Origin of the sequence: Chelatococcus sp. GCM10030263, from assembly GCF_042666455.1 — a bacterium.
Taxonomy (GTDB): domain Bacteria; phylum Pseudomonadota; class Alphaproteobacteria; order Rhizobiales; family Beijerinckiaceae; genus Chelatococcus.
Map to the genome: position 1 here is coordinate 181093 of NZ_JBHTDB010000009.1, position 22297 is coordinate 203389.

Annotated in this window: 22 protein-coding genes and 1 riboswitch; of the genes, 17 read left to right on the top strand and 5 right to left on the bottom strand. The window is 66.4% G+C overall.

The window, feature by feature from the left end:
* Positions 1-5: 5 nt before the first annotated feature.
* The 6 genes from ACFQU1_RS19710 to ACFQU1_RS19735 all read left to right on the top strand — a co-directional run bounded on the left by ACFQU1_RS19710 (position 6) and on the right by ACFQU1_RS19735 (position 6277).
* Positions 6-3464 (top strand): chromosome segregation SMC family protein, encoded by a 3459-nt coding sequence (locus ACFQU1_RS19710; RefSeq protein WP_378135837.1) that lies wholly within the window; start codon positions 6-8, stop codon positions 3462-3464.
* 243 nt (positions 3465-3707) lie between these two features.
* Positions 3708-4079, top strand: a complete 372-nt coding sequence (locus tag ACFQU1_RS19715; protein ID WP_378135840.1) for an AtpZ/AtpI family protein — start codon at positions 3708-3710, stop codon at positions 4077-4079.
* Between the two features lie 61 nt (positions 4080-4140).
* Positions 4141-4890 carry a F0F1 ATP synthase subunit A gene (locus tag ACFQU1_RS19720; protein ID WP_378135842.1) on the top strand — a complete coding sequence of 250 codons (750 nt, stop codon included), beginning with the start codon at positions 4141-4143 and terminating at the stop codon, positions 4888-4890.
* 44 nt (positions 4891-4934) lie between these two features.
* Positions 4935-5162, top strand: coding sequence for a F0F1 ATP synthase subunit C (locus ACFQU1_RS19725; protein WP_378135844.1), 228 nt, complete (start codon positions 4935-4937; stop codon positions 5160-5162).
* 83 nt (positions 5163-5245) lie between these two features.
* On the top strand, positions 5246-5794 hold the full coding sequence (locus ACFQU1_RS19730; protein ID WP_378135846.1) for a F0F1 ATP synthase subunit B: 549 nt from the start codon (positions 5246-5248) through the stop codon (positions 5792-5794).
* A gap of 3 nt (positions 5795-5797) precedes the next feature.
* Entirely contained in the window at positions 5798-6277 is a 480-nt protein-coding gene (locus ACFQU1_RS19735; RefSeq protein ID WP_378135848.1) for an ATP F0F1 synthase subunit B, read from the top strand.
* Between the two features lie 194 nt (positions 6278-6471).
* On the opposite strand, the gene gcvH is transcribed toward ACFQU1_RS19735, so the two are convergent.
* The 5 genes from gcvH to ACFQU1_RS19760 all read right to left on the bottom strand — a co-directional run bounded on the left by gcvH (position 6472) and on the right by ACFQU1_RS19760 (position 11564).
* Entirely contained in the window at positions 6472-6846 is a 375-nt protein-coding gene (gene gcvH / locus ACFQU1_RS19740; protein ID WP_378135850.1) for a glycine cleavage system protein GcvH, read from the bottom strand.
* A 22-nt stretch (positions 6847-6868) separates the two neighbouring features.
* Positions 6869-8008, bottom strand: coding sequence for a glycine cleavage system aminomethyltransferase GcvT (gcvT, locus tag ACFQU1_RS19745; RefSeq protein ID WP_378135852.1), 1140 nt, complete (start codon positions 8006-8008; stop codon positions 6869-6871).
* A 182-nt stretch (positions 8009-8190) separates the two neighbouring features.
* A riboswitch (glycine riboswitch) is annotated at positions 8191-8282 on the bottom strand.
* A gap of 55 nt (positions 8283-8337) precedes the next feature.
* Positions 8338-8922, bottom strand: a complete 585-nt coding sequence (locus tag ACFQU1_RS19750; protein WP_378135854.1) for a hypothetical protein — start codon at positions 8920-8922, stop codon at positions 8338-8340.
* 198 nt (positions 8923-9120) lie between these two features.
* Positions 9121-10704, bottom strand: coding sequence for an FAD-dependent monooxygenase (locus ACFQU1_RS19755; protein WP_378135856.1), 1584 nt, complete (start codon positions 10702-10704; stop codon positions 9121-9123).
* Between the two features lie 332 nt (positions 10705-11036).
* Positions 11037-11564: an invasion associated locus B family protein gene (locus tag ACFQU1_RS19760; RefSeq protein ID WP_378135858.1), complete on the bottom strand. Its 528-nt coding sequence runs from the start codon at positions 11562-11564 to the stop codon at positions 11037-11039.
* Between the two features lie 447 nt (positions 11565-12011).
* Here ACFQU1_RS19760 and coxB point away from each other — a divergent pair, with 447 nt between their 5' ends.
* From coxB to ACFQU1_RS19815, 11 genes are all read left to right on the top strand, one after another.
* Positions 12012-12866 (top strand): cytochrome c oxidase subunit II, encoded by an 855-nt coding sequence (gene coxB / locus ACFQU1_RS19765; RefSeq protein WP_378135860.1) that lies wholly within the window; start codon positions 12012-12014, stop codon positions 12864-12866.
* Between the two features lie 61 nt (positions 12867-12927).
* Positions 12928-14541 (top strand): cytochrome c oxidase subunit I, encoded by a 1614-nt coding sequence (ctaD, locus tag ACFQU1_RS19770; RefSeq protein ID WP_378135862.1) that lies wholly within the window; start codon positions 12928-12930, stop codon positions 14539-14541.
* A 141-nt stretch (positions 14542-14682) separates the two neighbouring features.
* Positions 14683-15729: a heme o synthase gene (locus ACFQU1_RS19775; RefSeq protein WP_378135864.1), complete on the top strand. Its 1047-nt coding sequence runs from the start codon at positions 14683-14685 to the stop codon at positions 15727-15729.
* Complete coding sequence (locus ACFQU1_RS19780) at positions 15726-15941, top strand: hypothetical protein (protein ID WP_378135866.1); 216 nt, start codon at positions 15726-15728, stop codon at positions 15939-15941. Before ACFQU1_RS19775 ends, ACFQU1_RS19780 begins: the two co-directional genes overlap by 4 nt.
* Positions 15942-16000: 59 nt before the next feature.
* Positions 16001-16609 (top strand): cytochrome c oxidase assembly protein, encoded by a 609-nt coding sequence (locus tag ACFQU1_RS19785; protein ID WP_378136781.1) that lies wholly within the window; start codon positions 16001-16003, stop codon positions 16607-16609.
* Positions 16610-16654: 45 nt separating this feature from the next.
* Positions 16655-17503, top strand: coding sequence for a cytochrome c oxidase subunit 3 (locus ACFQU1_RS19790; protein WP_378135869.1), 849 nt, complete (start codon positions 16655-16657; stop codon positions 17501-17503).
* A 228-nt stretch (positions 17504-17731) separates the two neighbouring features.
* Positions 17732-18115 (top strand): DUF983 domain-containing protein, encoded by a 384-nt coding sequence (locus ACFQU1_RS19795; protein ID WP_378135871.1) that lies wholly within the window; start codon positions 17732-17734, stop codon positions 18113-18115.
* Positions 18116-18121: 6 nt separating this feature from the next.
* The gene (locus ACFQU1_RS19800) at positions 18122-18871 is read left to right on the top strand and encodes an SURF1 family protein (RefSeq protein WP_378135873.1); all 750 of its coding nucleotides are present in this window, start codon (positions 18122-18124) and stop codon (positions 18869-18871) included.
* Positions 18872-18932: 61 nt separating this feature from the next.
* The gene (gene thrC / locus ACFQU1_RS19805) at positions 18933-20348 is read left to right on the top strand and encodes a threonine synthase (RefSeq protein ID WP_378135875.1); all 1416 of its coding nucleotides are present in this window, start codon (positions 18933-18935) and stop codon (positions 20346-20348) included.
* On the top strand, positions 20345-21643 hold the full coding sequence (locus ACFQU1_RS19810; RefSeq protein WP_378135877.1) for a M16 family metallopeptidase: 1299 nt from the start codon (positions 20345-20347) through the stop codon (positions 21641-21643). The genes thrC and ACFQU1_RS19810 overlap by 4 nt, the downstream gene beginning before the upstream one ends.
* Positions 21643-22230 carry a GNAT family N-acetyltransferase gene (locus ACFQU1_RS19815; protein ID WP_378135879.1) on the top strand — a complete coding sequence of 196 codons (588 nt, stop codon included), beginning with the start codon at positions 21643-21645 and terminating at the stop codon, positions 22228-22230. Before ACFQU1_RS19810 ends, ACFQU1_RS19815 begins: the two co-directional genes overlap by 1 nt.
* Positions 22231-22297 lie beyond the last annotated feature (67 nt).

Below are 22297 nucleotides of genomic sequence, written 5' to 3' on the forward strand. Positions count from 1 at the left end.
GGCGCATGAAGCTCACGCGGCTGAAGATTGCGGGCTTCAAGTCCTTTGTGGAGCCCGTCGAATTTCTGATCGAGCCGGGTCTGACGGGTGTCGTCGGGCCGAACGGCTGCGGCAAGTCGAATCTCGTCGAGGCCTTGCGCTGGGTCATGGGCGAGAGCTCGCACAAGTCGCTGCGCGCCTCGGGCATGGACGACGTCATCTTCGCCGGCACCACGGGCCGACCGGCGCGCAACAGCGCCGAGGTGATGCTCGTCCTGGACAATGGCGAGCGCACGGCGCCGGCCGCCTTTAACGACGCCGACATGCTTGAAATTGCCCGGCGCATCGAGCGCGAGTCGGGCTCGTCCTATCGCATCAATGGCCGCGAGGTGAGGGCGCGCGACGTCCAGCTCCTGTTCGCGGATGCCGCGACCGGCGCGCGCTCCCATGCCATGGTCCGCCAAGGTCAGATCGGCGAGATCATCGCCGCGAAGCCCTCCGCCCGCCGCCGCATTCTGGAGGATGCCGCGGGCGTTGCCGGCCTCCACACGCGCCGGCACGAGGCGGAACTGCGCCTCAAGGCTGCCGAGGACAATCTGCTTCGCCTGGAGGACGTCATCGGCGAAATCGACGGGCAGGTGGAGGCGCTGCGGCGCCAGAGCCGGCAGGCGCAACGCTACCGGGCGCTCTCGGCGGATGTCCGCAAGCTTGAGGCGCTGCTGCTGCTCATCGCCTTCACCGAGGCGCGCGATGCCGCCGCCGAGGCCGAACGGGCCTTGGAGGCGGATGTCCGGCTGGTCGCCGACCGCACACAGGCGCAGGCCGAAACGGCCAAGGCCCAGGCGATCGCTGCCCATGCGCTGCCGAAGCTGCGCCAGGCCGAGGTGGAAGCGGCGGCGGCCCTGCAGCGCCTGGTGCTGGCGCGCAACGAGCTTGATGGCGAGGAGCGCCGGGCGCGCGAGCGCCAGCACGAGCTCGAACGGCGGATCGTCGAAATCGACAAGGACCTGGCGCGCGAGCAGGCCTCTGCGCAAGATGCCGCAACAACCCTTGCGCGCCTCGTCAGCGAAGAGGCGAGCCTCGGCGAGCCGGATGCCGACCAGGCCGAGGCGGCCCAGGCGCTCGAGGTGCGGCTTGCCCAGAGCGGGGCCGAATTGTCCGCTGCGGAACAGGCGCTCGCCGCCTTGCAGGGCGAGGCGGCTGACGCGGCCGCCCGGCGCGCGGCCTTCGAGCGGGCGCTGGCCGACGAGAGGGCGCGGATGGAGCGCGCCGCTTCCGAGCGCGCCGCCATCGAGCGTCAGCTCGCGGCTCTCGACGAAGCCGGCGGCGGCAGCGAGGCCTTGGAACGGCTGCGCGAGGAGATGGCCTTCGCCGAAGAGGCCGTCCTCCTTGCGGAGGAGGCGATGGCCGCCGCCCGGTTGAGAACGGAGGCTGCCCGCGCCGCCGAGGCTGCGGCTGCGGTACCGGCTGCCGAAGCCGAGCGGCGCGCCCAGCGGCTGGAGACGGAAGCGCGCACGCTCGCAAAGCTCGTCGCGCCGCCGGCCGACGGCGAATGGTACGGCATCATCGATGCGGTCAAGGTCGCCAAAGGCTTCGAGACGGCGCTCGGCGCCGCGCTGGGCGAGGATCTCGACGCGCCGACAGACCCGGAGGCGCCCGTCCACTGGGCCGGCAGCGCGCCTGTGGTTGACGACGTGTTATTGCCGGATGGCGTGCGCCCCTTGGCCGAGGTGGTGCAGGCGCCGCCCGAGCTGACGCGGCGGCTCCGACAGATCGGCATCGTGGCGCAGGATGAAGGCGCCGCGCTCTCCCGGCAGCTCAAGCCCGGCCAACGGCTCGTCTCGCCGGAGGGCGCGCTGTGGCGCTGGGACGGCTTCACCGTGGCCGCCGATGCGCCGTCTGCCGCCGCGCGCCGGCTCACCGAGCGCAACCGGCTCGCCGAGCTCGAACAGGAGGCCGCCGAGGCTCGTTCCACTGCCGATAGTGCGACGGCTCAAGCGAAGGCCGCGGCTGCCACCGTAACTGATGCGGCCAGGTCCGAGGCTGCCGCGCTCGACGGCGAGCGCGCCGCTCGCCGCCGCCTCGACAAGGCGCGCGAGGACCTCACCGCGGCGGAGCGCCGGGCGGCCGAGATGGCGGCCAAGCGCTCCGGTTTGGTTGAGGCGCAGCAGCGTCTGATGACGAATGAAGCCGAGGCAGGCGCCAAGATCGATGAGATCCACGCTGCGCTCGAATCGCTGGTGCCGGCGCCGGACCTCGACGAGAAGCTCGCGGCGGCACGAGCCACCGTGGCCGAGAAGCGCACGGCAGTCGCCGATCTGCGCGCGGCGCTGCAGAGCCTGCAGCGCGAGGCGGACATGCGCCGGCAGCGCCAGGCCTCGCTCGCCGCCGAAATCGCGGCCTGGAAGGCACGCTCGGCCCGTGCGGCGGATGCCGCCGCCGAACTCGGCGAGCGTCGCGCCGCGGCAGAAACGGAGCTCGAGCTTCTCGCCGAGATGCCCGACACCTTTCTACTGCGACGCCGGGCACTCCTATCGGAGGTCGCCGACGCGGAAGAACGGCGCAAGGCGGCAGCCGATCGCCTGGCGGAGGCCGAGACCGAGCTCGCGGCGGCCGATCGGGCCGCCAAAGCGGCGCTCGATGCGCTCGGCAGCGCACGCGAGGCGCGGGCCGGCACCGAGGCGCGGCTCGAAGCCGCCAGGGCGAAGCTGGCGGAGGTGACCCGCGCGGTCGCCGAGACGCTCGAATCCTCGCCGGCTGCCCTGCGCGAGCAGGCCGGCGTTGCCGCGGAGGCCACGCTCCCGCCCGCACAGGCTGTCGAGAGCCGGCTCGCCGAATTGCGCGCCGATCGCGAGCGGCTCGGCGCAGTCAATCTGCGCGCTGAGACCGAATTGGCGGAAGCCGAAGGCAAGCGCGACAACCTCGCCGGCGAACGTGACGACCTCACCGAGGCGATCCGGCGGCTGCGGCAAGCCATCGCCAGCCTCAACCGAGAGGGCAGGGAGCGCCTGCTCGCCGCCTTCGAGGTGGTCAACGGCCATTTCCAGAAACTCTTCACCGAGCTCTTCGGCGGCGGCACCGCGGAACTGACCTTGATCGATTCCGACGATCCCCTGGAGGCCGGCCTGGAGATTCTCGTGCGGCCACCGGGCAAGAAGCCCCAGGTCATGACGCTTCTGTCGGGCGGCGAGCAGGCCTTGGCGGCAACCGCGCTCATCTTCGCGGTCTTCCTGACCAATCCCTCGCCGGTCTGCGTCCTCGACGAGGTCGACGCGCCTCTCGACGACGCCAATGTCGAGCGCTATTGCGAGCTGCTGCGCAACATGGCGCGCCAGACGGAGACCCGCTTCATCGTCATCACCCATAATCCGATCACCATGGCGCAGATGGATCGGCTGTTCGGGGTGACCATGGCCGAGCGCGGCGTCTCGCAGCTCGTCTCGGTCGACCTTGAGGTAGCGGAGCGTATCCTCGAAGCGGGGTAATCGGCGCACGCCACCCGGGCTTTTGTCACGATTCTCGCTCGCGACGCTGTTTCCGCTTTAAAATCAAGCGATTAAACTTTCCCGCCGCATTCTTGACACTCTCCGAAGTGGTCACTATTGTGCGCCGCGTTCATGGAGCGTTGAACGTCTTGCCGACACCCTTGACAAAGAGTGCCGGCTTGAGCTTTGCCTGCATGAACCGATTGGTCCGCGCCGTTGTGCGCCGTTCATCAAGGACCCGCCATGGCCGGTGACGAAAAGTCGCCAACCGGGAGCGAGCCTCCGGCCGGGTCCAGCGATCGCGAGCTTGCCAAACGGCTTGGCGATCTTGATAAGCGGCTCGCTGCGGCCGAGAAGGCGACCACGTCCTCTTCGGGAGGGGCTGGGTCTGGCGGTGCGGCGGATGCGTCGTCGCTTGCCGGTGCCTTGCGTCTCGCTGGGGAGTTCGTGGCCGGCGTCATCGTCGGAAGCCTGCTCGGTTGGGGTCTGGACTATGCCCTCGGAACCTCACCCTGGGGGCTCATCGTCTTTTTATTGCTCGGCTTTGCGGCCGGCGTGATGAACGTCATGCGCGCAGCCGGGTTCGTGCGATCGGGGCCGGATAAGCGGACCTGATCTTGGGAGCGGAGTGCGACGGCATCGCCGGCGCGTAAGGGAAGCGGGAGCCGAGCGGCCGATGGCCAGTCCCACCGAACAATTCGCGATCACGCCCCTGTCGGGCCCGCTTTTCCACGTCAACGACACGCCGATCCATTTCACCAATTCCGCCGGCTTCATGGTCGCGGTGGTGGCGATCGTCGCGGTCTTCTGCCTGATGACCTCCGCGCGCCGCGCGCTCGTGCCGGGTCGGCTGCAGAATGTGGGTGAGCTCTTCTACGAATTCGTCGCCAATACGGTACGCCAGTCGGCAGGCCATGACGCGATGGGCTTCGTGCCTTTCGTCTTCGCGCTGTTCAGCTTCGTGTTGGTCGCCAACCTCCTCGGCCTTCTGCCTTATTCCTTCACGGTGACGAGCCACATCGTCGTCACGGCGGCGCTGTCGCTGCTCGTGATCGGGACGGTCATCGTCTTCGGCTTCGCCAAGCATGGCCTCGGCTTCCTCAAGCTGTTCGTGCCCTCGGGCGTGCCGGGATGGCTTCTGCCGATGCTCGTCCTGATCGAAGTGATCTCGTTCCTGTCGCGGCCGATCAGCCTCTCGGTTCGTCTCTTCGCCAACATGCTGGCCGGGCATATCGCGCTCAAGATCTTCGCGGGCTTCGTGACTGCGCTGCTCGCCGCCGGCGCCTGGTCCGTCCTGTCGCCGCTGCCGTTGCTTCTGACTGTCGCGCTCACCGCGCTCGAGATGCTGGTGGCGGTTCTGCAGGCTTATGTTTTCGCCGTGCTGACCTCGATCTACCTGCACGACGCCCTGCATCCCGGCCACTGAAGACGACCGGCCGGCCTTTCCGTCACCCCTGAAGGAGTACGTCCATGGATCCTGTTGCAGCCAAGTACATCGGTGCGGGCCTTGCCTGCTTGGGCATGGCCGGTGCCGGCATCGGCCTCGGCAATCTGTTCGGCCAGTTTCTGTCCGGCTCTCTGCGCAACCCGTCTGCGGCCGATGGCCAGCGTCCGACGCTCCTTCTGGGCTTCGCTCTGACGGAAGCGCTCGGCATCTTCTCGCTGCTGATCGCTCTCCTGCTGCTCTTCGCGGTCTGACGCGCGAACACTGGCGGTGACGGCGGTTGGGCCTTCGGACGGGCAGACGTCCGAGGGCCTCAAGCGCGATTTGGAGTTGAGGAATGGCCGAAACGGTCACGACTGAAACCGGCGTTGCCCATGAGGGCGCGCATGAGAGCGGCGGTTTCCCGCCGTTTCAGACCGAGACATTCGCGTCGCAGCTGTTCTGGCTCGCGCTGACCTTCGCCTTCCTTTATTGGTTCGTGGCGAAAGTCGCCGTGCCGCGGCTCGGTGGCATCCTGACGCAACGGCACGACCGGATCCAGGGCGACCTGCGCGAAGCGATCGCCGCCAAGAAAGAGGCGGAGGCCGCCGGCCTCGCCTATGAAGCTGCCCTGTCGGACGCCAAGGCGCGCTCGCAGGCGATCGCAGCCGAGACCCATCAGCGTCTGCAGGCAGAGACCGAAGGCAAGCGCCGGGAACTCGATGCGGCACTTGCGCAGAAGCTCGCTTCGGCCGAGGAACTCATCGGCCAAACCAAGACAGCGGCGCTCACCCATGTCGAGGGCATCGCCAATGACGCTGCGGCAGCAATCCTGCAGCAGGTCCTCGGCGAACAGCCCCCGGCCGACGAGGTCGCGGCTGCCGTCAAGGCGGCGATGAAGGGCTAAGCCATGGACGCAGAATTTTGGGTTGCGGTCTCCTTCGTCGTCTTTCTCGGCGTGGCGATCTATTTCGGCGCCCACAAGACGGTTCTCGTCTCGCTCGATGCCCGCACCAAGCGGATCGCGGACGAGCTCGAGGAAGCCAAGCGCTTCCGCGCCGAGGCCGAGGCGCTCCTGAAGGAATATCAGGCCAAGCGCGCGGCGGCCGAGACGGAGGCGGAAGCCATCGTCACGAATGCCCGCGAAGAGGCTCAGCGCATCGCCGAGGAGGCGCACCGCCGCATGAACGACTTCGTGGTGCGCCGCACGGCCGCGGCCGAAGCCAAGATCGCCCAGGCGGAAGCCCAGGCGGCGGCGGAAGTGCGCGCTGCGGCCGCCGAGGCGGCGATCCGCGCATCGGAGACCGTGCTCAAGAAGGCCGTGCAGGGCGAGAGGGCCGATGCCATCTTCGAGGCGAGCCTCGCCGGTGTGCGCTCCAAGCTGAACTGAACGTCGCGCGGCCGCCGTAACGGGTGGCCGGTACAGAAAACCCGGTTCCGAGAGCTCGGAACCGGGTTTTTTGTTTGATCGGTACATGGTGCTGACGGGGAAGGCTGAGTGGACCTCCTTCGGGAGGGCCACAGCCATCCGCCAAGGCTCGCCTGGCTACCGCAGGTCCGACCCAGATGCGGCTCCGTAAGCGGTCAGCTCACGGACTTCACATAGTCCTGATAGGCTTCTTCGGTCATGAGTGCCTCGAACTCGGCAATGTCGGCGAGCTTCATCTTGAAGAACCAGCCCTTGCCGGTCGGATCCTCGTTGATCGTTCCGGGCGCCGCTTCGAGGTCGGGATTGACGGCGACGACCTCGCCGGCGAGCGGGGCATAGACCTCACTTGCCGCCTTCACGCTCTCGACCACGGCGGCATCGTCACCCTTGGCGAAGGTGGTGCCGACTTGCGGCAATTCCACATAGACCACGTCGCCGAGCTGCTCCTGGGCGTAGTCGGTGATGCCGACGGTCGCGGTATCGCCGTCGAGGCGGATATATTCGTGGTCTTTCGAGTAACGGGTGGTCATCGGGCTTCTCCGGAAGATTGGCTCAACGTTTATAGCGATGGGCGACGAAGGGCAGGGGGACGATGCTGGCGGGCATGAGCTTGCCGCGGACAGAGAGCTGCACCGTGGTGCCGACGCCGGCGAAGTCGCTCACCACATAGCCCATGGCGATCGGCCCGCCCGCCGTCGGCCCGAAACTGCCGGACGTCACCTCGCCGATGAGCTGGCCGGCTTCATCCACAATCTGCGTTCCCTCGCGCGCCGGAGCACGACCCTGCGGCAGGATGCCGACGCGCTGGCGCAGCGGCCCATCCGCGAGTTCCTGCACGATGCGAATGGCGCCGGGGAAACCGCCTTCCGTGCGCCGGCGTTTCTGGATCGACCAGGCGAGCCCGGCCTCGATGGGCGAGGTCTCCTGGTTGATATCGTGGCCATAAAGACAGAGGCCGGCTTCCAACCTGAGCGAATCGCGCGCGCCAAGGCCGATGGGCTCGACCTCCGCCTCCTTGGCGAGCAGATCCCAGAGCGCAGGCGCGTCGCTGTTGGACACCGAAATCTCGTAGCCGTCCTCGCCCGTATAGCCCGATCGCGAGATGACGGCGGGAATGCCCGCGATGCTCATGGAGGCGACCGCCATGAAGCCCATCGCTCCGGCCTCTGCGGCATGGCGGGCGAGAACCTCGGCGGCTTGCGGGCCTTGCAGCGCAATGAGCGCGCGATCATCGCGCCGTTCGAGCCTCACCTCCTCGGGCAGGTTCAGCGAAAAATGGACGTAGTCCGCCTCCTTGCAATCGGCATTGACGACGAGCATCAGCTTGCCGTCGTCGGCCGGGTCGGACGAGCGCGACACCATGAGGTCGTCGAGAATGCCGCCCTGCTCGTTCAGGAGCTGGGTATAGCGCTGGCGTCCCGGTGCGAGATTGACGATGTCGGCCGGCACGAGCGCTTCCAGCGCGCGGGCGGTCGTGGCGTGGTCGGGGCCGACGAGCACCGCCTGGCCCATATGCGACACGTCGAACAGGCCGGCGGCCGCGCGCGTGTGCAGATGCTCGGCGAGAATGCCCTTGGCATATTGGATGGGCATGTCATAGCCCGCGAAGGGCGCCATCCGCGCTCCATGGGCCACATGCCAGGCGTGAAGAGGTGTTTGCTTGGAGAGGTCGTCGCTAGACTGGCCCGCCATTCCAGATCCTTCCACAAAAGGGACGCTCGTGGACATCGCCGCCGAGATCGGCGACTTGACCCGCAGCCGGGCCCATGCGCACCCCCTCTGTCTCGGGACCTGAGAGATTTCCCGTGGGCGTCCACGGTTACCCCCGTCGGTGGATGGGCCTCCACAGGAGAACCATCTCTTTCCAGAGTGTCAAATCCCACGCGGTCCCTTGTGCCTGAGCGTTTCCGGGGTGGTTGCGCCTTCGGCGCCGGACCATCGGTCCGGGCTCTTCCGCGGGAATGAACGACCAGCACCGTCATAGGGGCTCGGTTCGATCTGTCAATCGCCCTCTGGCCGGCTCAACGCCGCCGCGGCCGGGCGGCGGCTTCTGCCGTATTGCCGAGGCCGACGGCAATCGTCACCGTACCTTCACCAGGCGGCACGGTGATGCCTTCCTCGACGACGTTGAAGATGGCGCGATCCTCGCCGGCGGGGATGCTGACGGCGACGGTCCGTGTGCGATTGGCGACGACTGTCGCGCCGCGCTTCACGAGCACATGCACCGGCACGGAGATGCGACCGACGGGAGCGCCGCCGACACCCAGCAGGGCGAGGCCTTCGACCCCGACCTTGAGCTGATAAGCGCCGTCGCCAGTCGCCGTGCATTCGCGGGCCGTGTCGTTGATCGAGACCTGATAACGCGGATTGTCGCCGCCGGCGCGAATCGCGGCGCCGCCGTCCGTGATGTCGACGGACGGACAATTGACTTCGTACTCCGGGGTCGCCATGGGGGCTGGAACGGTGGCGCCACCGTAGAACAGGAAGTTGCTGAGCTTCGATCCGCCTTCGCCCGTCGAGCCTGTGGACGAGCAGCCCCCGAGCGCCGCGGCCAAGGCCAGAACGATTGCGCTAGTCCGGAGCCCCGGCCCGTCGAGGTGCCACATCCGAGCCATCCCAAGCATACGCGACCTCCGTACGTTCATCAGAACCTTTGCCTTTAGCACTCCTCAGCGGAGAGCCATAGGCAGGCCGTATCGAAAATCGGGGCCGGGAAGGGGCGATTTGTCTCGGAGCGCTGCGGGACAGGCTGCGCAGAAGATCGCCTGGCTTCCGCGAGTGCGCGAACTCACGTGCGCGATGTCTCACGTGCGCAATGTCGGAGGGGGAACAGGTTCATGCGCCTGATCTGGGGCGCCGAACCATCGCGACGCGGCTTGAGCAGCTTCGTCGGCGTTCGGGGCGCCTTCACTGGCCCAGGCGACGAAGCCATCGGGGCGCACGAGCACAGCGCTCAAGCCCAGCCTGTCCTTGGCGTCACTGACTACATAGGTGATCCGATCACCCCAGCGGCTTGCCAGCGCCTCAAGCGGCGCACGAGCGTCAAAGTCCAGAAGAAGGCCTTTGCCGTTCTTGAGGAGCGCGCCAATTTTCGTCCCGTCGACCAGTTCGAACGCGGGAACGCTGCGCCCCACGAGCGGGTGGCCGTCGCCGAGATCGTAGCGGAGGGAAACACCCCACACACGCTCGGCGAAGTAGGTCGCACCGTCGCGCGTGTCGATGAGATCGCGGATAATTGCCTCGAGCGCGCGCGAACTCCGGCTCGGCCGCATGATCGCGACTTGGGCGCGCGACCAGTCGAGGATGTCCGCCCCTACCGGATGGCGTTCACTGAAGTAGCTGTCGAGCAGACCGGCCGGCGCGTCGCCACGAATGGTGGCAGCCAGCTTCCATCCAAGGTTCATGGCATCGCCAAGTCCGAGGTTGAGTCCCTGGCCGCCCAAAGGAGAATGGATGTGCGCGGCGTCGCCCGCGATCAGTACGCGCCCTCTCCGGTAAGCCGTCGCCTGGTAGGCGCGATCCGTCCACGTGGTGGCGAGCTTGAGTTCGGTGACTGTGACATCGATCCCGGAGACACGGCGCAACACCGCCTGCACATACTCGCGCGTGATCGGCTCGATTCGGTGGAATGCGCCCCCGTCGAACTCGACCATCGCGATCGTTCCGGGCCGCGCGTAGGTATACATTCCGGTCGGCGTGTAGTGGCGGCCCAAACGGAGCTTGTCCGGATCGGCCATCTCGACTTCAACGGAATAGCCGGTGAACTCGGGAGCGGTGCCGACGAACTCGAAGCCCCCGACGCGGCGAACGGTGCTGCGGCCGCCGTCACATCCAACGAGCCAACTTCCGCGGAACGTCTCGCCGCCGGCGCGAACGGTTACATTGTCGTCCGAGGGGTCGAGGTCCTCGACGCCGAGGCCGCGCTTGATCTCGGCTCCCATCGCGCTGGCCCGTCCGGCCAAAGCGGATTCGAGGGACTCCATGTCGACCGCCATGCTCGCGCCAGCCGGACTTGGCAAGCGGTAAGGCCACTTCGACGGGTCGATGTCGTCCTCGTAGAACTGTATGCCGGCGAAATGACCGGCGGGGCGGCGCGGCTGTTGCATCCAATGCGCACCCGCCAACGCACTTCTGCCAGAGGCATCCCTCGCGCGTTGCGCCGCGGCGATGTCGTCCAGCAACCCGCGACGGTAAAAGGCTTCGACGGTGGGCACCGAAAGACCGCGCATGCCCAACGGAAGCCGCTTCAAGGGCGAGTGCGGATCCTCGGCTCGTTCCAGCACCAAGACCGAGAGATCTGCAAGGCGCAGTTCACAGGCGAGAAACAAGCCGACGGGGCCGGCTCCGGCGATCACGACGTCATAAAGGGGGGAATGTCGATCGTGCATGGACTACTCCTGGTCGATGTTCGACCGGAGCGTTCCTCGAGCTTGAACACCACACGGACGAACGATTGGACGCTTGAGCAGCGTCCGATGTTCGTCGTGGGGATCTCGTGCACGAAGCCGAAGACCAGAGCTTTCGTTACCGAAAGGACTTGGGCTTACCAAACCAAGTCTGCCTTTTCCGACGCGGCTTTATAGCGTGGTGGCTATCGCTCTGCAACGGACACGGCTGCGACAGCTGGGTACTGCCGGTCATCACGGGCGGGCGCGGCCGGTGCCGAGATTCAAAACGATGCTACAGCACGACGGCGCCGAGGCACGCCGACCTATACACGTCAGGGCAGGCTGGTGAGGCCCTTGTCGAAGCCGTTGAGCGAGACGGGAATGCCGATCCCTTCTTCCGGCGTCTGGAAGACGATGAAGGTCGCCGCCTTGCCGTTCCGCAGCTGGTCGGTCAGCTTTTCGTCCATGACAACCTCTGCCACACAACCGGTGGTGAGGCATCGCACGAACCCGGCGCGGCCCACATCCGCCTGATCGATCTTGAGGCCGAGGCCGGCCGGGAGAAGCACACCCAGCGGCGCCACCACGCGCAGGAGCCTGCTTTTATTGTCGGCGGTCTTCAGCACGATCACGAGGAGCGTCACATTCGGCCGATCTTCGGCCGCGACGCTCTGCACGAGCGCACATTGTTCGTTCTTGGCGCCTGGGGGCACCTCGCAGCGCATCTGCCACTCGCCGAAGCTGCCGCGGACCACCCCCTGGGCGGCCGCGGGCGCGACGCTGCCGATGCTCGCGGCGAGCGCGAGAGTCACAAGAGAAAGGGCCAGTCGTGCCGTCGCCAATTGCGATCCCGATCCCATAAGCCGTCGAGCGACCCGGGCTTTCCAGCGGTGCATGATGGACTGGTCCCCTGATGCGCTTGAAGTCGAGATGGCGCGCCCGGAGCGAATCGCATCCGGGCGCGCCATGAAAGGTCATGACGTCAGTTCGGACCATGACGCAGGTCCGCTGTCAAGGAACAGAACCACCCGGTGATTGCGGCGCCAGCATGGCGACAGCACCGCGCGTGGCTAGGTCGCATCTGCCATTTTCGGCCGATGCCACCCTGCGCTGACCTTCGCGCTTTTATGCCGCATGAATGGCTGAAGCAATGGACATTGCGCCGCGCGCCCTCTTGTGATTTGTGAGCTCAGTCAAGTAGGTAGATGGCGCGGGAGCGTCTTGCATGCTCGCGGTCGGGAGTCGCGCAAGCGGCTCGACAACGACCGGTGTCGCGCTCCGCCAGCCATGGGAGCTCCGGACGACCGATGGGAATGGACAGTCTTCGTTTGCGGTGCCTCGCCGTTTTCGCTGCCGCGGCTGCGGTCCTTGCCGGGACCGGCACAGCCTTTGCGGCGATGGGGCAGCCTTCTCCCTGGCAGACGGGGCTGCAGGTGCCGGCCACGGAAGTGGCCGAATATATGCACTGGTTCCACGACGGCCTGTTGTGGATCATCACCGTCATCGTGCTCTTCGTGCTCGCGCTCATCGTCTATGTGGCGGTGCGCTTCAACGAGAAGCGGAATCCGGTCCCGTCGCGGACGACGCATAACGCCTTGCTCGAGGTCGCCTGGACGGTCCTGCCGGTGCTCATCCTCGTGGTGATCGCCGTGCCGTCCTTCCGGCTCCTGCGCGTCCAGCTCGTGACGCCGCCGTCGGACATCACCATCAAGGCGACCGGCCATCAATGGTATTGGTCGTTCGAATATGCGCAGGACCAGGCTGGCGGCTTCTCCTTTGATTCGAATCTGAACCCCGACGGGCAGCCGCGGCTGCTTGCTGTGGACAACGAGGTCGTTCTGCCGGTCGGCAAGACCATTCGCGTGCAGGTCACGGCGGCGGACGTCATCCACGCTTTCGCGATGCCGTCCTTCGGCCTGAAGATCGACGCCATTCCCGGCCGTTTGAACGAAACCTGGTTCAAGGCGGACAAGGAAGGCGTTTTTCATGGCCAGTGCTCCCTGATCTGCGGCCAGAACCATGCCTATATGCCGATCGTTATCCGGATCGTGAACGATCAGCAGTATGCGGCCTGGCTCGCCGAGGCGAAGCAGAAATTCGCGTCGAACAGCCGTGCGCCCGTGGCGGTCGCCGCGCGCGGCGATGCGGCGAAGGCGGAATAAACAGGTGTGATTGCGCGCCCCGGGTGCGGCGCAGCGAGAAGAAGATGGACGGAGTAATCTGATGGCTTCGACGGCGGCCCATGCCCACGACGGCCACGCCTATCCCACGGGATGGCGGCGGTGGCTGTTGTCCACGAATCACAAGGATATCGGCACGCTCTATCTTCTCTTCGCGCTCGGCGCGGGGCTCATCGGCGGTGCCTTGTCGATTCTCATGCGCATCGAGCTGCAGGAGCCCGGCCTGCAGATCTTCGCCAATGGTCAGGCCTATAACGTCGTCGTGACCGGCCATGGCCTGATCATGGTGTTCTTCGTCATCATGCCGGCGCTCATCGGCGGTTTCGGCAACTGGTTCGTGCCGCTCATGATCGGTGCTCCCGACATGGCCTTCCCGCGCATGAACAACGTGTCCTTCTGGCTGACTGTGGCCGGCTTCTGCCTCCTGATCCTCTCCCTCTTCGTGGAAGGCGCGCCGGGCACGCCGGGCTTCGGCGGCGGCTGGACGGTTTACCCGCCGCTGTCGGTGTCGGGGCATCCAGGGCCCGCGCTCGACTTCGGCATCCTGGCGCTGCATCTGGCCGGCGCCTCGTCGATCCTCGGCGCCATCAATTTCATCACCACCATCCTCAACATGCGTGCGCCGGGCATGACGCTGCACAAGATGCCGCTGTTCGCCTGGGGCGTGCTGGTGACCGCCTTCCTGCTGCTGCTGGCGCTGCCGGTGCTCGCCGGCGCGATCACCATGCTCCTGACGGACCGCAATTTCGGCACGACCTTCTTCGATCCGGCCGGCGGCGGCGACCCCGTGCTCTACCAGCATCTCTTCTGGTTCTTCGGGCATCCGGAAGTCTACATCATGATCCTGCCGGCCTTCGGCATCGTCAGCCACATCGTGTCGACCTTCTCGCGGAAGCCCGTCTTCGGCTATCTCGGCATGGCCTATGCGATGGTCGCCATCGGCCTCGTCGGCTTCATCGTCTGGGCGCACCACATGTATACGGTGGGGCTGTCGCTCGACACGCAGCGCTACTTCGTCTTCGCGACGATGGTGATCGCGGTGCCGACCGGCGTGAAGGTGTTTTCCTGGATCGCGACCATGTGGGGCGGCTCGATCCGCTTCACCGCGGCCATGTTGTGGGCGATCGGCTTCATCTTCCTCTTCACGGTCGGCGGTGTGACGGGCGTCGTGCTCGCCAATGCCGGCATCGACCGCGAACTGCACAACACCTATTACGTGGTGGCGCATTTCCACTATGTGCTGTCGCTTGGCGCGGTGTTCGGCATCTTCGCCGGCTGGTACTACTGGTTCCCGAAGATGACCGGCTACATGATCCCGGAATGGATCGGCAAGCTGCACTTCTGGCTCGCCTTCATCGGCGCCAACGTGCTCTTCTTCCCGATGCATTTCCTCGGCCTCGCCGGCATGCCCCGCCACTATGTCGATTATCCGGACGCTTTCGCCGGGTGGCATTTCGTGGCCTCGATGGGCTCCTATGTCTTCGCTTTCGGCCTGGTCGTCTTCTTCTACGGGATCTATGTCGCCTTCTCCCGCAAGGTGCGGGCGGCCGACAATCCGTGGGGCGAGGGTGCGACGACGCTCGAATGGACGCTGTCCTCGCCGCCGCCGTTCCACCAGTTCGAGACGCTCCCCCGGATCACCGGCTCGGGGCATTGAGAATGCGGCAGCGTCTGGCCCACAGGCCGGGCGCTGCGCTGGATGTCACTAGGAAATCCGCATCGGCGCTTTAGTCCGACGCGGTCGTGAGAGAGCAAGGGTCTTCGGGGCCGGCGCGAGCCGGCCTTGAGGTTTGATGCCATGGCGATGTTGAGGGATGATCTCGTGAATGTCGGCGGTGCGGCCGCACCCGGCGACGTAGCCGGGACGCAGACGACCCCCGCATCGCTGCCGGCGATGTCCACGGGCGAGATCGGCGATTTCGTAAGCCTGCTCAAGCCGCGGGTGATGTCGCTCGTGGTGTTCACGGCGCTCGTCGGCCTCGTGGTGACGCCGGGCCATGTCAATCCCGTGCTCGGCTTTGTCGCCATTCTCGCCATTGCTATCGGCGCCGGTGCCTCCGGCTGCCTCAACATGTGGTGGGACGCCGATATCGATGCGCTGATGACGCGCACCCGCAACCGGCCCATCCCGGCCGGCCGCATCGCACCGGGCGAGGCGCTCGTCTTCGGCCTGATGCTCGCCGGCGGCTCGGTCGTGGTGCTCGGGCTCGCGGCCAACTGGTTCTCGGCCGCCTTTCTCGCCTTCACGATCTTCTTCTATGCCGTGATCTATTCGATCTGGCTGAAGCGTTCGACGCCGCAGAACATCGTCATCGGCGGGGCTGCCGGCGCTTTCCCACCCATGATCGGCCAGGCGGTGGTGACGGGCAGCGTGACCTGGGATGGTCTGGCGCTCTTCCTCATCATCTTCCTGTGGACGCCGCCGCATTTCTGGGCGCTGGCGCTTTTGAAGTCCGACGACTACGCGCGCGCCGGCATTCCCATGCTGCCCAATGTGGCCGGCCCGGACGCCACCCGGCTGCAGATCCTCGTCTATACCCTTCTGCTCGTGCCGGCGGGCGTGCTGCCCGCGGTGCTCGGTTTCGGCAGCCTGATCTATACGGGCGTCGCGCTCGTCAGCGGCGCGGCCATGCTCGTGCTCGCATGGCGGGTGTTCACCCGCCGCGAGGGACAGGCTGCGACGCGGGCCGCACAGCACCTCTTCGCCTTCTCGATCCTCTATCTCTGCCTCTTGTTCGCGTCCTTGCTTGCCGAACATGCCTTCGGCCTCGGCCGGGAGCTCGGAGGAAGCGGCCCGGCGGTCGCCCATGCGGTCGCTGAGTGGCTGGCGGGGAGCGCGTCATGAGCGCCGAGCCCCCCGTCCGGCCGGATGCCGAGAAGAGCTCCAAGGAGCCGCCGGCTGGCGAGCGTGACGGCGTCGTCTTGAGCGCCGCCGAGCAGCGCCGCCGGCGCACGCGCAACATCGCGATCGGGGTGACGCTCGCGGCCCTCGTCGTGCTGTTTTACGTGATGACCTTGGCGCGGCTCGGGTCGAATGTATTCGACCGGCCGATGTGAGCATGCCGATGCCGGAGACCAATGCCATGGACAAACCCGATCGCGAAACGCCGGTTGCGATGACGCCCGAGCAGAAGCGCGCGACGCGTGATGCCGCCCAGCGGGCTGTGCGCCGCACCGCGGTGATCTGTTGCGTGGTCGTGGCCGGGATGGTCGGGCTCTCCTTCGCTGCCGTGCCGCTCTACAACCTCTTCTGTCGAACGACCGGCTTTGCGGGCACCCCGCGCGTCGGCACGGCGCCGGCCGAGACGGTCAGCAGCCGCTCGATGACGGTCCGCTTCGACGCCAATCTGTCGCAAGGCGTGCCTTGGCGCTTCCAGCCGGAGGTCGAGTCGGTCAAATTGAAGCTCGGTGAGACGAAGACGATCTTCTACAAGATCGCCAATACGTCGGACCGCGAGACCACCGGCATTGCCGCCTTCAATGTGCAGCCGGACCAGGCCGGCGCCTATTTCGTGAAGATTCAGTGCTTCTGCTTCACCGAGCAGACGCTGAAGCCGGGCGAGGTGATCGAGGCGCCGGTCGTCTTCTACGTCGACCCTGCGCTCGACAAGGATCCGGATCTGCGCGATCTCTCGACGATCACGCTGTCTTATACGATGTTCCCGTCCAAGGATGGCGCGCCGGTGGCCGCCGCCGAGGGCGACAAGTCGAAGTCCAAATTGTGAGGGCGCCGACCTCACGCTATCACGAGGCACCGGAGAACAAGGATCATGGCTGAGGCGCACGCCAAGCACCACGATTATCACCTGGTCAACCCGAGCCCTTGGCCGCTCGTGGGGTCGCTGAGCGCCTTCATCATGGCGGTTGGCGCGGTCCTGTGGATGAAGACGCTCGAAATCGGCGGTCTGCACCTCGGGCCCTATATCTTCGGAGCCGGCTTCCTCGGCGTTCTCTACACCATGCTCAGCTGGTGGACGGACGTGGTGCACGAGGCCAACACGGGCGACCACACTCGGGTGGTGCAGCTGCATCACCGCTATGGAATGATGATGTTCATCGCCTCCGAGGTGATGTTCTTCGTCGCCTGGTTCTGGGCCTATTTCGACGCGAGCCTCTTTCCGAACGAGCTGCATCAGGTCGCCCGTTCCGAGTTCACCGGGGGCGTCTGGCCGCCGAAGGGCATCGAGACCTTCGACCCCTGGCATCTGCCGCTGTTCAACACGCTGGTGCTCCTCACCTCCGGCACGACGGTGACCTGGGCGCATCATGCGATGTTGCATGGGGACCGCGCAGGCGTGAGGCAGGCACTGTGGATCACCGTCGTGCTCGGCCTTCTCTTCACCTGCGTGCAGGCGGTCGAGTACAGCCACGCCAGTTTCGATTTCTCGGGCAACATCTACGGCGCCACCTTCTTCATGGCGACCGGCTTCCATGGCGCCCATGTGATCATCGGAACGATCTTCCTGGCGATCTGCCTGCTGCGGGTCTATCTCGGCCACTTCACGCCGACCCAGCATCTCGGCTTCGAATTCGCAGCCTGGTATTGGCATTTCGTCGACGTGGTCTGGCTGTTCCTCTTCGCCGCCATCTACGTCTGGGGGGCAAGCCCCGGCCTATAGCGCGCGATAGATCGGCAAACTGGAGCTCCGCCCGTGCGGGCTCCATAGCTACCGACCGAAGCCGGCCTTTCCGGCTTCGGCTTTTTTGCGGCAGAGCGGCAGGCAGCCCTGGCACGCGAGGGGCCTCGTGCACCGGGATCGAATGCCGCCGTGGCGAGTTTCGCAACAAGCCGTCCGGTTTGAGCGGCGGCATCGATCGCGCAGCCGCGTTTTGAAGGAGATCCTGCGATGACTGATCCGTCGGGATCCGACTATCCGCCGCAGCCGCCGATCTCGACCGGGATCGCCGGGCGCTGCCCACGCTGCGGGCAGGGATCGCTTTTTCGCGGTTTTATCGATCTGCGCAAGTCCTGCGAGGTCTGTGGCCTCGATTATTCCTTCGCCGATTCGGCCGACGGTCCGGCGGTCTTCATCATGCTGATCGGCGGCTTCATCGTCTGCGGCCTCGCGCTGTGGCTCGAGGTCTACTACGAGCCGCCCTGGTGGGTGCACCTTCTCGTGACGCTTCCCTTCGGCCTCATCGTCTGCTTGGGCATGCTGCGGCCGCTCAAGGGCATGATGGTCGCCCTGCAATACTACAACAAGGCCGAAGAAGGCCGGATCGAGCGCTAGCCGAGAATGTCCGTAGCGCGCCTCAAGCCGCTTGTCCTTCCGGGCTTTTTCGCGCTGGTCGGCATGGCCATCCTCGTCGGGCTCGGGGCTTGGCAGCTGGAGCGGCTCGCCTGGAAGGAAGATCTGATCACGCGCATCGACGCGCGCATTCACGCCGCCCCGGTGCCGGCGCCGCGCGAGGCGAATTGGCCACGCTGGAACGCGGCCGAGGATGAATACCGGCCTGTTTCAGTCCAGGGCGAATTTCTCGACGAGAAGACGGTCTTCGTCACCGCCAATGCGTCGCTCGGACGGAATGCGGGGGCGACCCTCGGCTATATGGTGCTGACGCCGTTGCGTCTTGGCGATGGCAGCATCGTCATCGTCAACCGCGGCTTCGTGCCCCTGGAGCTGAAGGGCGAGCTCCGTCTCGGCGGGGAGGGGGAGGTTACGGTCACCGGCCTGATGCGCGCGCCGCAGGACCAGGGCTGGTTCGTGCCGAATGACGATCCGGCCAAGGGTGTGTGGTTCACGCGCGATCCGGCACGTATCGGAGCGGCGCTCGGCCTTTCCCGGGTCGCGCCTTTCACGATCGACCGGGCCGCCGATAGTGAGGGCGCGGCTGCAGGCAGCCCCTGGCCGCGCGGCGGGCTGACGGTGGTGAGCTTTCCGAACCGGCATCTGGAATATGCCTTCACCTGGTTCGGGCTCGCCGCCACCCTGCTCGTCGTCTTCGCGGCCTCGGCGGTCAAGCGGGTCAAGAGCCCTGAATCGTGAGACTTTCTTGTCTCGAATGGGACAGGAGCGTAGTGTCCGGCGAGCGTTGAGGAGGCCGATTGTGCTGCATATATCGACCCGTGGGGAAGCGCCCGCCATAGGCTTCACGGAGGCGTTGCTCGCTGGTCTTGCCCGCGACGGCGGCCTCTACATGCCCGAGCTCTGGCCGCAGATGGCAGCCGGCGACATCGCGGCGCTCGCGGGGCGCAGCTATGCGGAGTCGGCAACGGCCATCATCGGCCGGCTGATCGACGGCGAGATCGCCGAGCCTGATCTCGCGCCCATGATCACGGCGGCTTACGAAACCTTCCGCCATCCCGCCGTCTGCCCGCTCGTGCAGGTCGGCGACAATCTCTTCCTTCTCGAACTGTTCCATGGTCCGACGCTCGCCTTCAAGGACGTCGCCATGCAGCTCCTCGCGCGCATGATGGACCATGTGCTGAAGCAGCGCGGGACGCGGGCCACCATCGTTGGCGCAACGTCCGGCGATACCGGCTCGGCTGCGATCGAGGCCTTCCGCGGGCTCGATCAGGTTGATGTCTTCGTGCTCTTTCCGCAGGGGCGCGTCTCCGAGGTGCAGCGCCGCCAGATGACGACGGTCGATGCGCCGAACGTGCACGCCATCGCCGTGGAGGGCACATTCGACGATTGCCAAGCCATCCTGAAGGGGCTCTTCAACAACCACCCCTTCCGGGATGCCCTGCAGCTCTCGGGTGTGAATTCCATCAACTGGGCACGGATCGTCGCCCAGACCGTCTATTACTTCACCGCGGCGGTGAGCCTGGGCGGACCGCATCGTCCGGTCGCCTTCGCCGTCCCGACCGGCAACTTCGGCGACGTGCTCGCCGGCTATGTGGCCAAGCGCATGGGCCTGCCCATCGCCGGCTTCACCGTGGCGACCAATGCGAACGATATCCTCGCCCGCACACTGGCCGAGGGCAGTTATCGCCTGACAGAAGTCATGCCCACGTCCTCGCCCTCCATGGATATTCAGGTCTCCTCGAACTTCGAGCGCGTCCTGTTCGATGCCTATGGGCGGGATGCCGGCGAGATCCGCCGGCTCATGGCACGCTTGTCCCAGTCCGGCGCCTTCACCATCGCCGAGCCGGCGCTCGCCGCCATCCGCAAGGAATTTTCGGCAACGGCCGTTTCCGAGGAGGAGACGGCTGCCGAGATCGCCCGTACGTGGCGGGATGCGGACTATCTGCTCGATCCTCATACTGCGGTTGGGCTCGCCGCCGCGCGCCGCAGGCATCGCGTCGATCCGGCGGTGCCGACGGTCGTGCTGTCGACGGCTCATCCCGCGAAATTCCCCGATGCGGTGGAGCGCGCCTGCGGCGTCCGCCCGGCGCTTCCGGCGCATCTCGAAGACCTCCTCACGCGGCGCGAGCGCTTCACGGTGCTCGCCAATGACCAGGGGGCGGTCGAAACCTTCATCCGCGCCAATGCCAGGGCCGTGAAGGCGGGCGCCGCATGAAGCCCCTTCCTTCGTCGCCGGCGGAGATCGGCCTCGACGTGACGACATTGCCGAGCGGACTGCGCGTCGTCAGCGAGCGCTTCCCCCATGTGGCGACGGCGGCGGTCGGCGTCTGGGTGGGCACGGGGGCGCGGCACGAGGAAGACGGGGAGCATGGCCTGTCCCATCTCCTCGAGCATATGGCCTTCAAGGGCACCCGGCGGCGCACAGCGCGCGAGATCGCCGAGGCGATCGAAGCTGTCGGCGGCGATCTCAATGCGGAAACCGGCGTCGAGCACACCGCCTACACCGCCCGGGTGATGGCCGAGGACATCCCGCTCGCGCTCGACATTCTGGCCGACATCCTGACCGAGTCGATCATCGACGAAGGCGATTTGGAGCGCGAAAAGGCAGTCATCCTGCAGGAGATCGGCGCTGTCGAGGACACGCCCGACGATCTCATCAACGATGTCTTTCTCGAAGCGGCCTTTCCCGCCCAGCCTCTCGGCCGCCCCATTCTCGGCACGCCCGAAACAGTCGCAGGCTTCACGCCCGATGCGGTGAAGCGCTTCCTCGCGCGTGAATACCGCGCCGGACGCACGGTCGTCGCGGCAACGGGCGCCGTGGACCATGACCATCTGGTCGAAATGGCCGCGAAGCTTTTTGCGCCCTTGGCGCCGGGCGAACCGCCTCGGCCACAGCCGGCCGCCTATCGCGGCGGGACGGAGGCGCGGCTCGACCGCGATCTCGAACAGGCCCATGTCCTCCTCGGCTTTGCCGGTGCCTCCTTCCTGGATCGCGATTTCTATCCCTTGCAAGTCTTCGCCAATCTTCTTGGCGGGGGCATGTCGTCGCGTCTCTTCCAGGAGGTGCGGGAGGAGCGCGGGCTTGCCTATGCGGTGGACGCCTTTCACTGGTCCTTTGCCGACAGCGGCGTTTTCGGCCTGTCGGCCGCCACAGCGCCCGAGGATCTCGCCGAGCTCATGCCGGTGGCGCTCGATTGCCTGAGCGAGGCCGCCGAGACCGCCACCGAGGCCGAGATCGGCCGCGCCAAGGCCCAGCTTCGGGTTGCCCAGTTCACCGCCCTGGAATCGCCGACCAGCCGCGTCGAGCAGATCGCGCGCCAGCTCATCGCTTTGGGGCGTGTTCTGCCGCGCGCCGAAATTCTCGACCGCCTCGAAGCGGTCGGCACGGCCGATGTCCGGGCTGCGGCGGCTGCGCTCTTCCGCGCGCCTCCCATTCTCGCCGCCATCGGCCCGCTGCAGGCGCTGATGCCGCTTTCGGCCGTGGCGGAACGGTTGGCTGGGGGGCGGTGATGGCGCTGTTCCGCTTCTCCGCGCCACACGACATCACGCTCGTGGTGCGCGGGGAGGGCGTCTATCTCAGGCCCCCGCAGATGGCGGACCATGCCGCCTGGGCTGCGCTGCGCGAGGAGAGCCGCGCTTTCCTCGAGCCCTGGGAACCCCTGTGGCCGCCCGATGATCTGACGCGCGCAGCCTTCCGCCGGCGGGTCCGCCGCTATGCGGAAGATCTTCGGCGCGATCTTGCCTATCCCTTCCTGTTGTTTCGGCAGGATGACGACGAACTACTCGGCGGGCTGACGCTCGGGCTGGTGCGCCGCGGCGTCGCACAAGCCTGCACGCTCGGCTATTGGACGGGCATGCGCCATGCCCGCAAAGGCCATATGTCGCGCGGGGTACGCGCGGCCCTGCGCTTCGCTTTTCTCGATCTCGGGCTGCAGCGGGTAGAGGCGGCCTGCCTACCCAACAATATTGCTTCGATTACTCTTCTTGAAAAAGCCGGCTTTCAGCGTGAGGGCTATGCGCGGCGATATCTCTGCATCGCCGGTATGTGGCAAGACCATCTTCTTTTCGCCTGCCTCAAAGATGACCTCGTCCTGTAAGTCCCCGAATTCTGCCTTCAGCATGAGGTGGGGACCAATGCCGGGTTCCGCTTGCGCTGATTCGGTT

What these genes read in the sequence shown, in the direction of transcription:
- gcvT (WP_378135852.1), bottom strand. Translation starts at nt 8,008, where the DNA reads ATGGCGGGCCAGTCTAGCGACGACCTCTCCAAGCAAACACCTCTTCAC.
- ACFQU1_RS19725 (WP_378135844.1), top strand. Translation starts at nt 4,935, where the DNA reads ATGGATCCTGTTGCAGCCAAGTACATCGGTGCGGGCCTTGCCTGCTTG.
- coxB (WP_378135860.1), top strand. Translation starts at nt 12,012, where the DNA reads ATGGGAATGGACAGTCTTCGTTTGCGGTGCCTCGCCGTTTTCGCTGCC.
- gcvH (WP_378135850.1), bottom strand. Translation starts at nt 6,846, where the DNA reads ATGACCACCCGTTACTCGAAAGACCACGAATATATCCGCCTCGACGGC.
- ACFQU1_RS19785 (WP_378136781.1), top strand. Translation starts at nt 16,001, where the DNA reads ATGACGCCCGAGCAGAAGCGCGCGACGCGTGATGCCGCCCAGCGGGCT.
- ACFQU1_RS19760 (WP_378135858.1), bottom strand. Translation starts at nt 11,564, where the DNA reads ATGGGATCGGGATCGCAATTGGCGACGGCACGACTGGCCCTTTCTCTT.
- ACFQU1_RS19730 (WP_378135846.1), top strand. Translation starts at nt 5,246, where the DNA reads ATGGCCGAAACGGTCACGACTGAAACCGGCGTTGCCCATGAGGGCGCG.
- ACFQU1_RS19735 (WP_378135848.1), top strand. Translation starts at nt 5,798, where the DNA reads ATGGACGCAGAATTTTGGGTTGCGGTCTCCTTCGTCGTCTTTCTCGGC.
- ACFQU1_RS19815 (WP_378135879.1), top strand. Translation starts at nt 21,643, where the DNA reads ATGGCGCTGTTCCGCTTCTCCGCGCCACACGACATCACGCTCGTGGTG.
- ACFQU1_RS19710 (WP_378135837.1), top strand. Translation starts at nt 6, where the DNA reads ATGAAGCTCACGCGGCTGAAGATTGCGGGCTTCAAGTCCTTTGTGGAG.
- ACFQU1_RS19795 (WP_378135871.1), top strand. Translation starts at nt 17,732, where the DNA reads ATGACTGATCCGTCGGGATCCGACTATCCGCCGCAGCCGCCGATCTCG.
- ACFQU1_RS19775 (WP_378135864.1), top strand. Translation starts at nt 14,683, where the DNA reads ATGGCGATGTTGAGGGATGATCTCGTGAATGTCGGCGGTGCGGCCGCA.
- ACFQU1_RS19800 (WP_378135873.1), top strand. Translation starts at nt 18,122, where the DNA reads ATGTCCGTAGCGCGCCTCAAGCCGCTTGTCCTTCCGGGCTTTTTCGCG.
- ACFQU1_RS19780 (WP_378135866.1), top strand. Translation starts at nt 15,726, where the DNA reads ATGAGCGCCGAGCCCCCCGTCCGGCCGGATGCCGAGAAGAGCTCCAAG.
- ACFQU1_RS19810 (WP_378135877.1), top strand. Translation starts at nt 20,345, where the DNA reads ATGAAGCCCCTTCCTTCGTCGCCGGCGGAGATCGGCCTCGACGTGACG.
- ACFQU1_RS19790 (WP_378135869.1), top strand. Translation starts at nt 16,655, where the DNA reads ATGGCTGAGGCGCACGCCAAGCACCACGATTATCACCTGGTCAACCCG.
- ACFQU1_RS19750 (WP_378135854.1), bottom strand. Translation starts at nt 8,922, where the DNA reads ATGTGGCACCTCGACGGGCCGGGGCTCCGGACTAGCGCAATCGTTCTG.
- ctaD (WP_378135862.1), top strand. Translation starts at nt 12,928, where the DNA reads ATGGCTTCGACGGCGGCCCATGCCCACGACGGCCACGCCTATCCCACG.
- ACFQU1_RS19755 (WP_378135856.1), bottom strand. Translation starts at nt 10,704, where the DNA reads ATGCACGATCGACATTCCCCCCTTTATGACGTCGTGATCGCCGGAGCC.
- ACFQU1_RS19715 (WP_378135840.1), top strand. Translation starts at nt 3,708, where the DNA reads ATGGCCGGTGACGAAAAGTCGCCAACCGGGAGCGAGCCTCCGGCCGGG.
- ACFQU1_RS19720 (WP_378135842.1), top strand. Translation starts at nt 4,141, where the DNA reads ATGGCCAGTCCCACCGAACAATTCGCGATCACGCCCCTGTCGGGCCCG.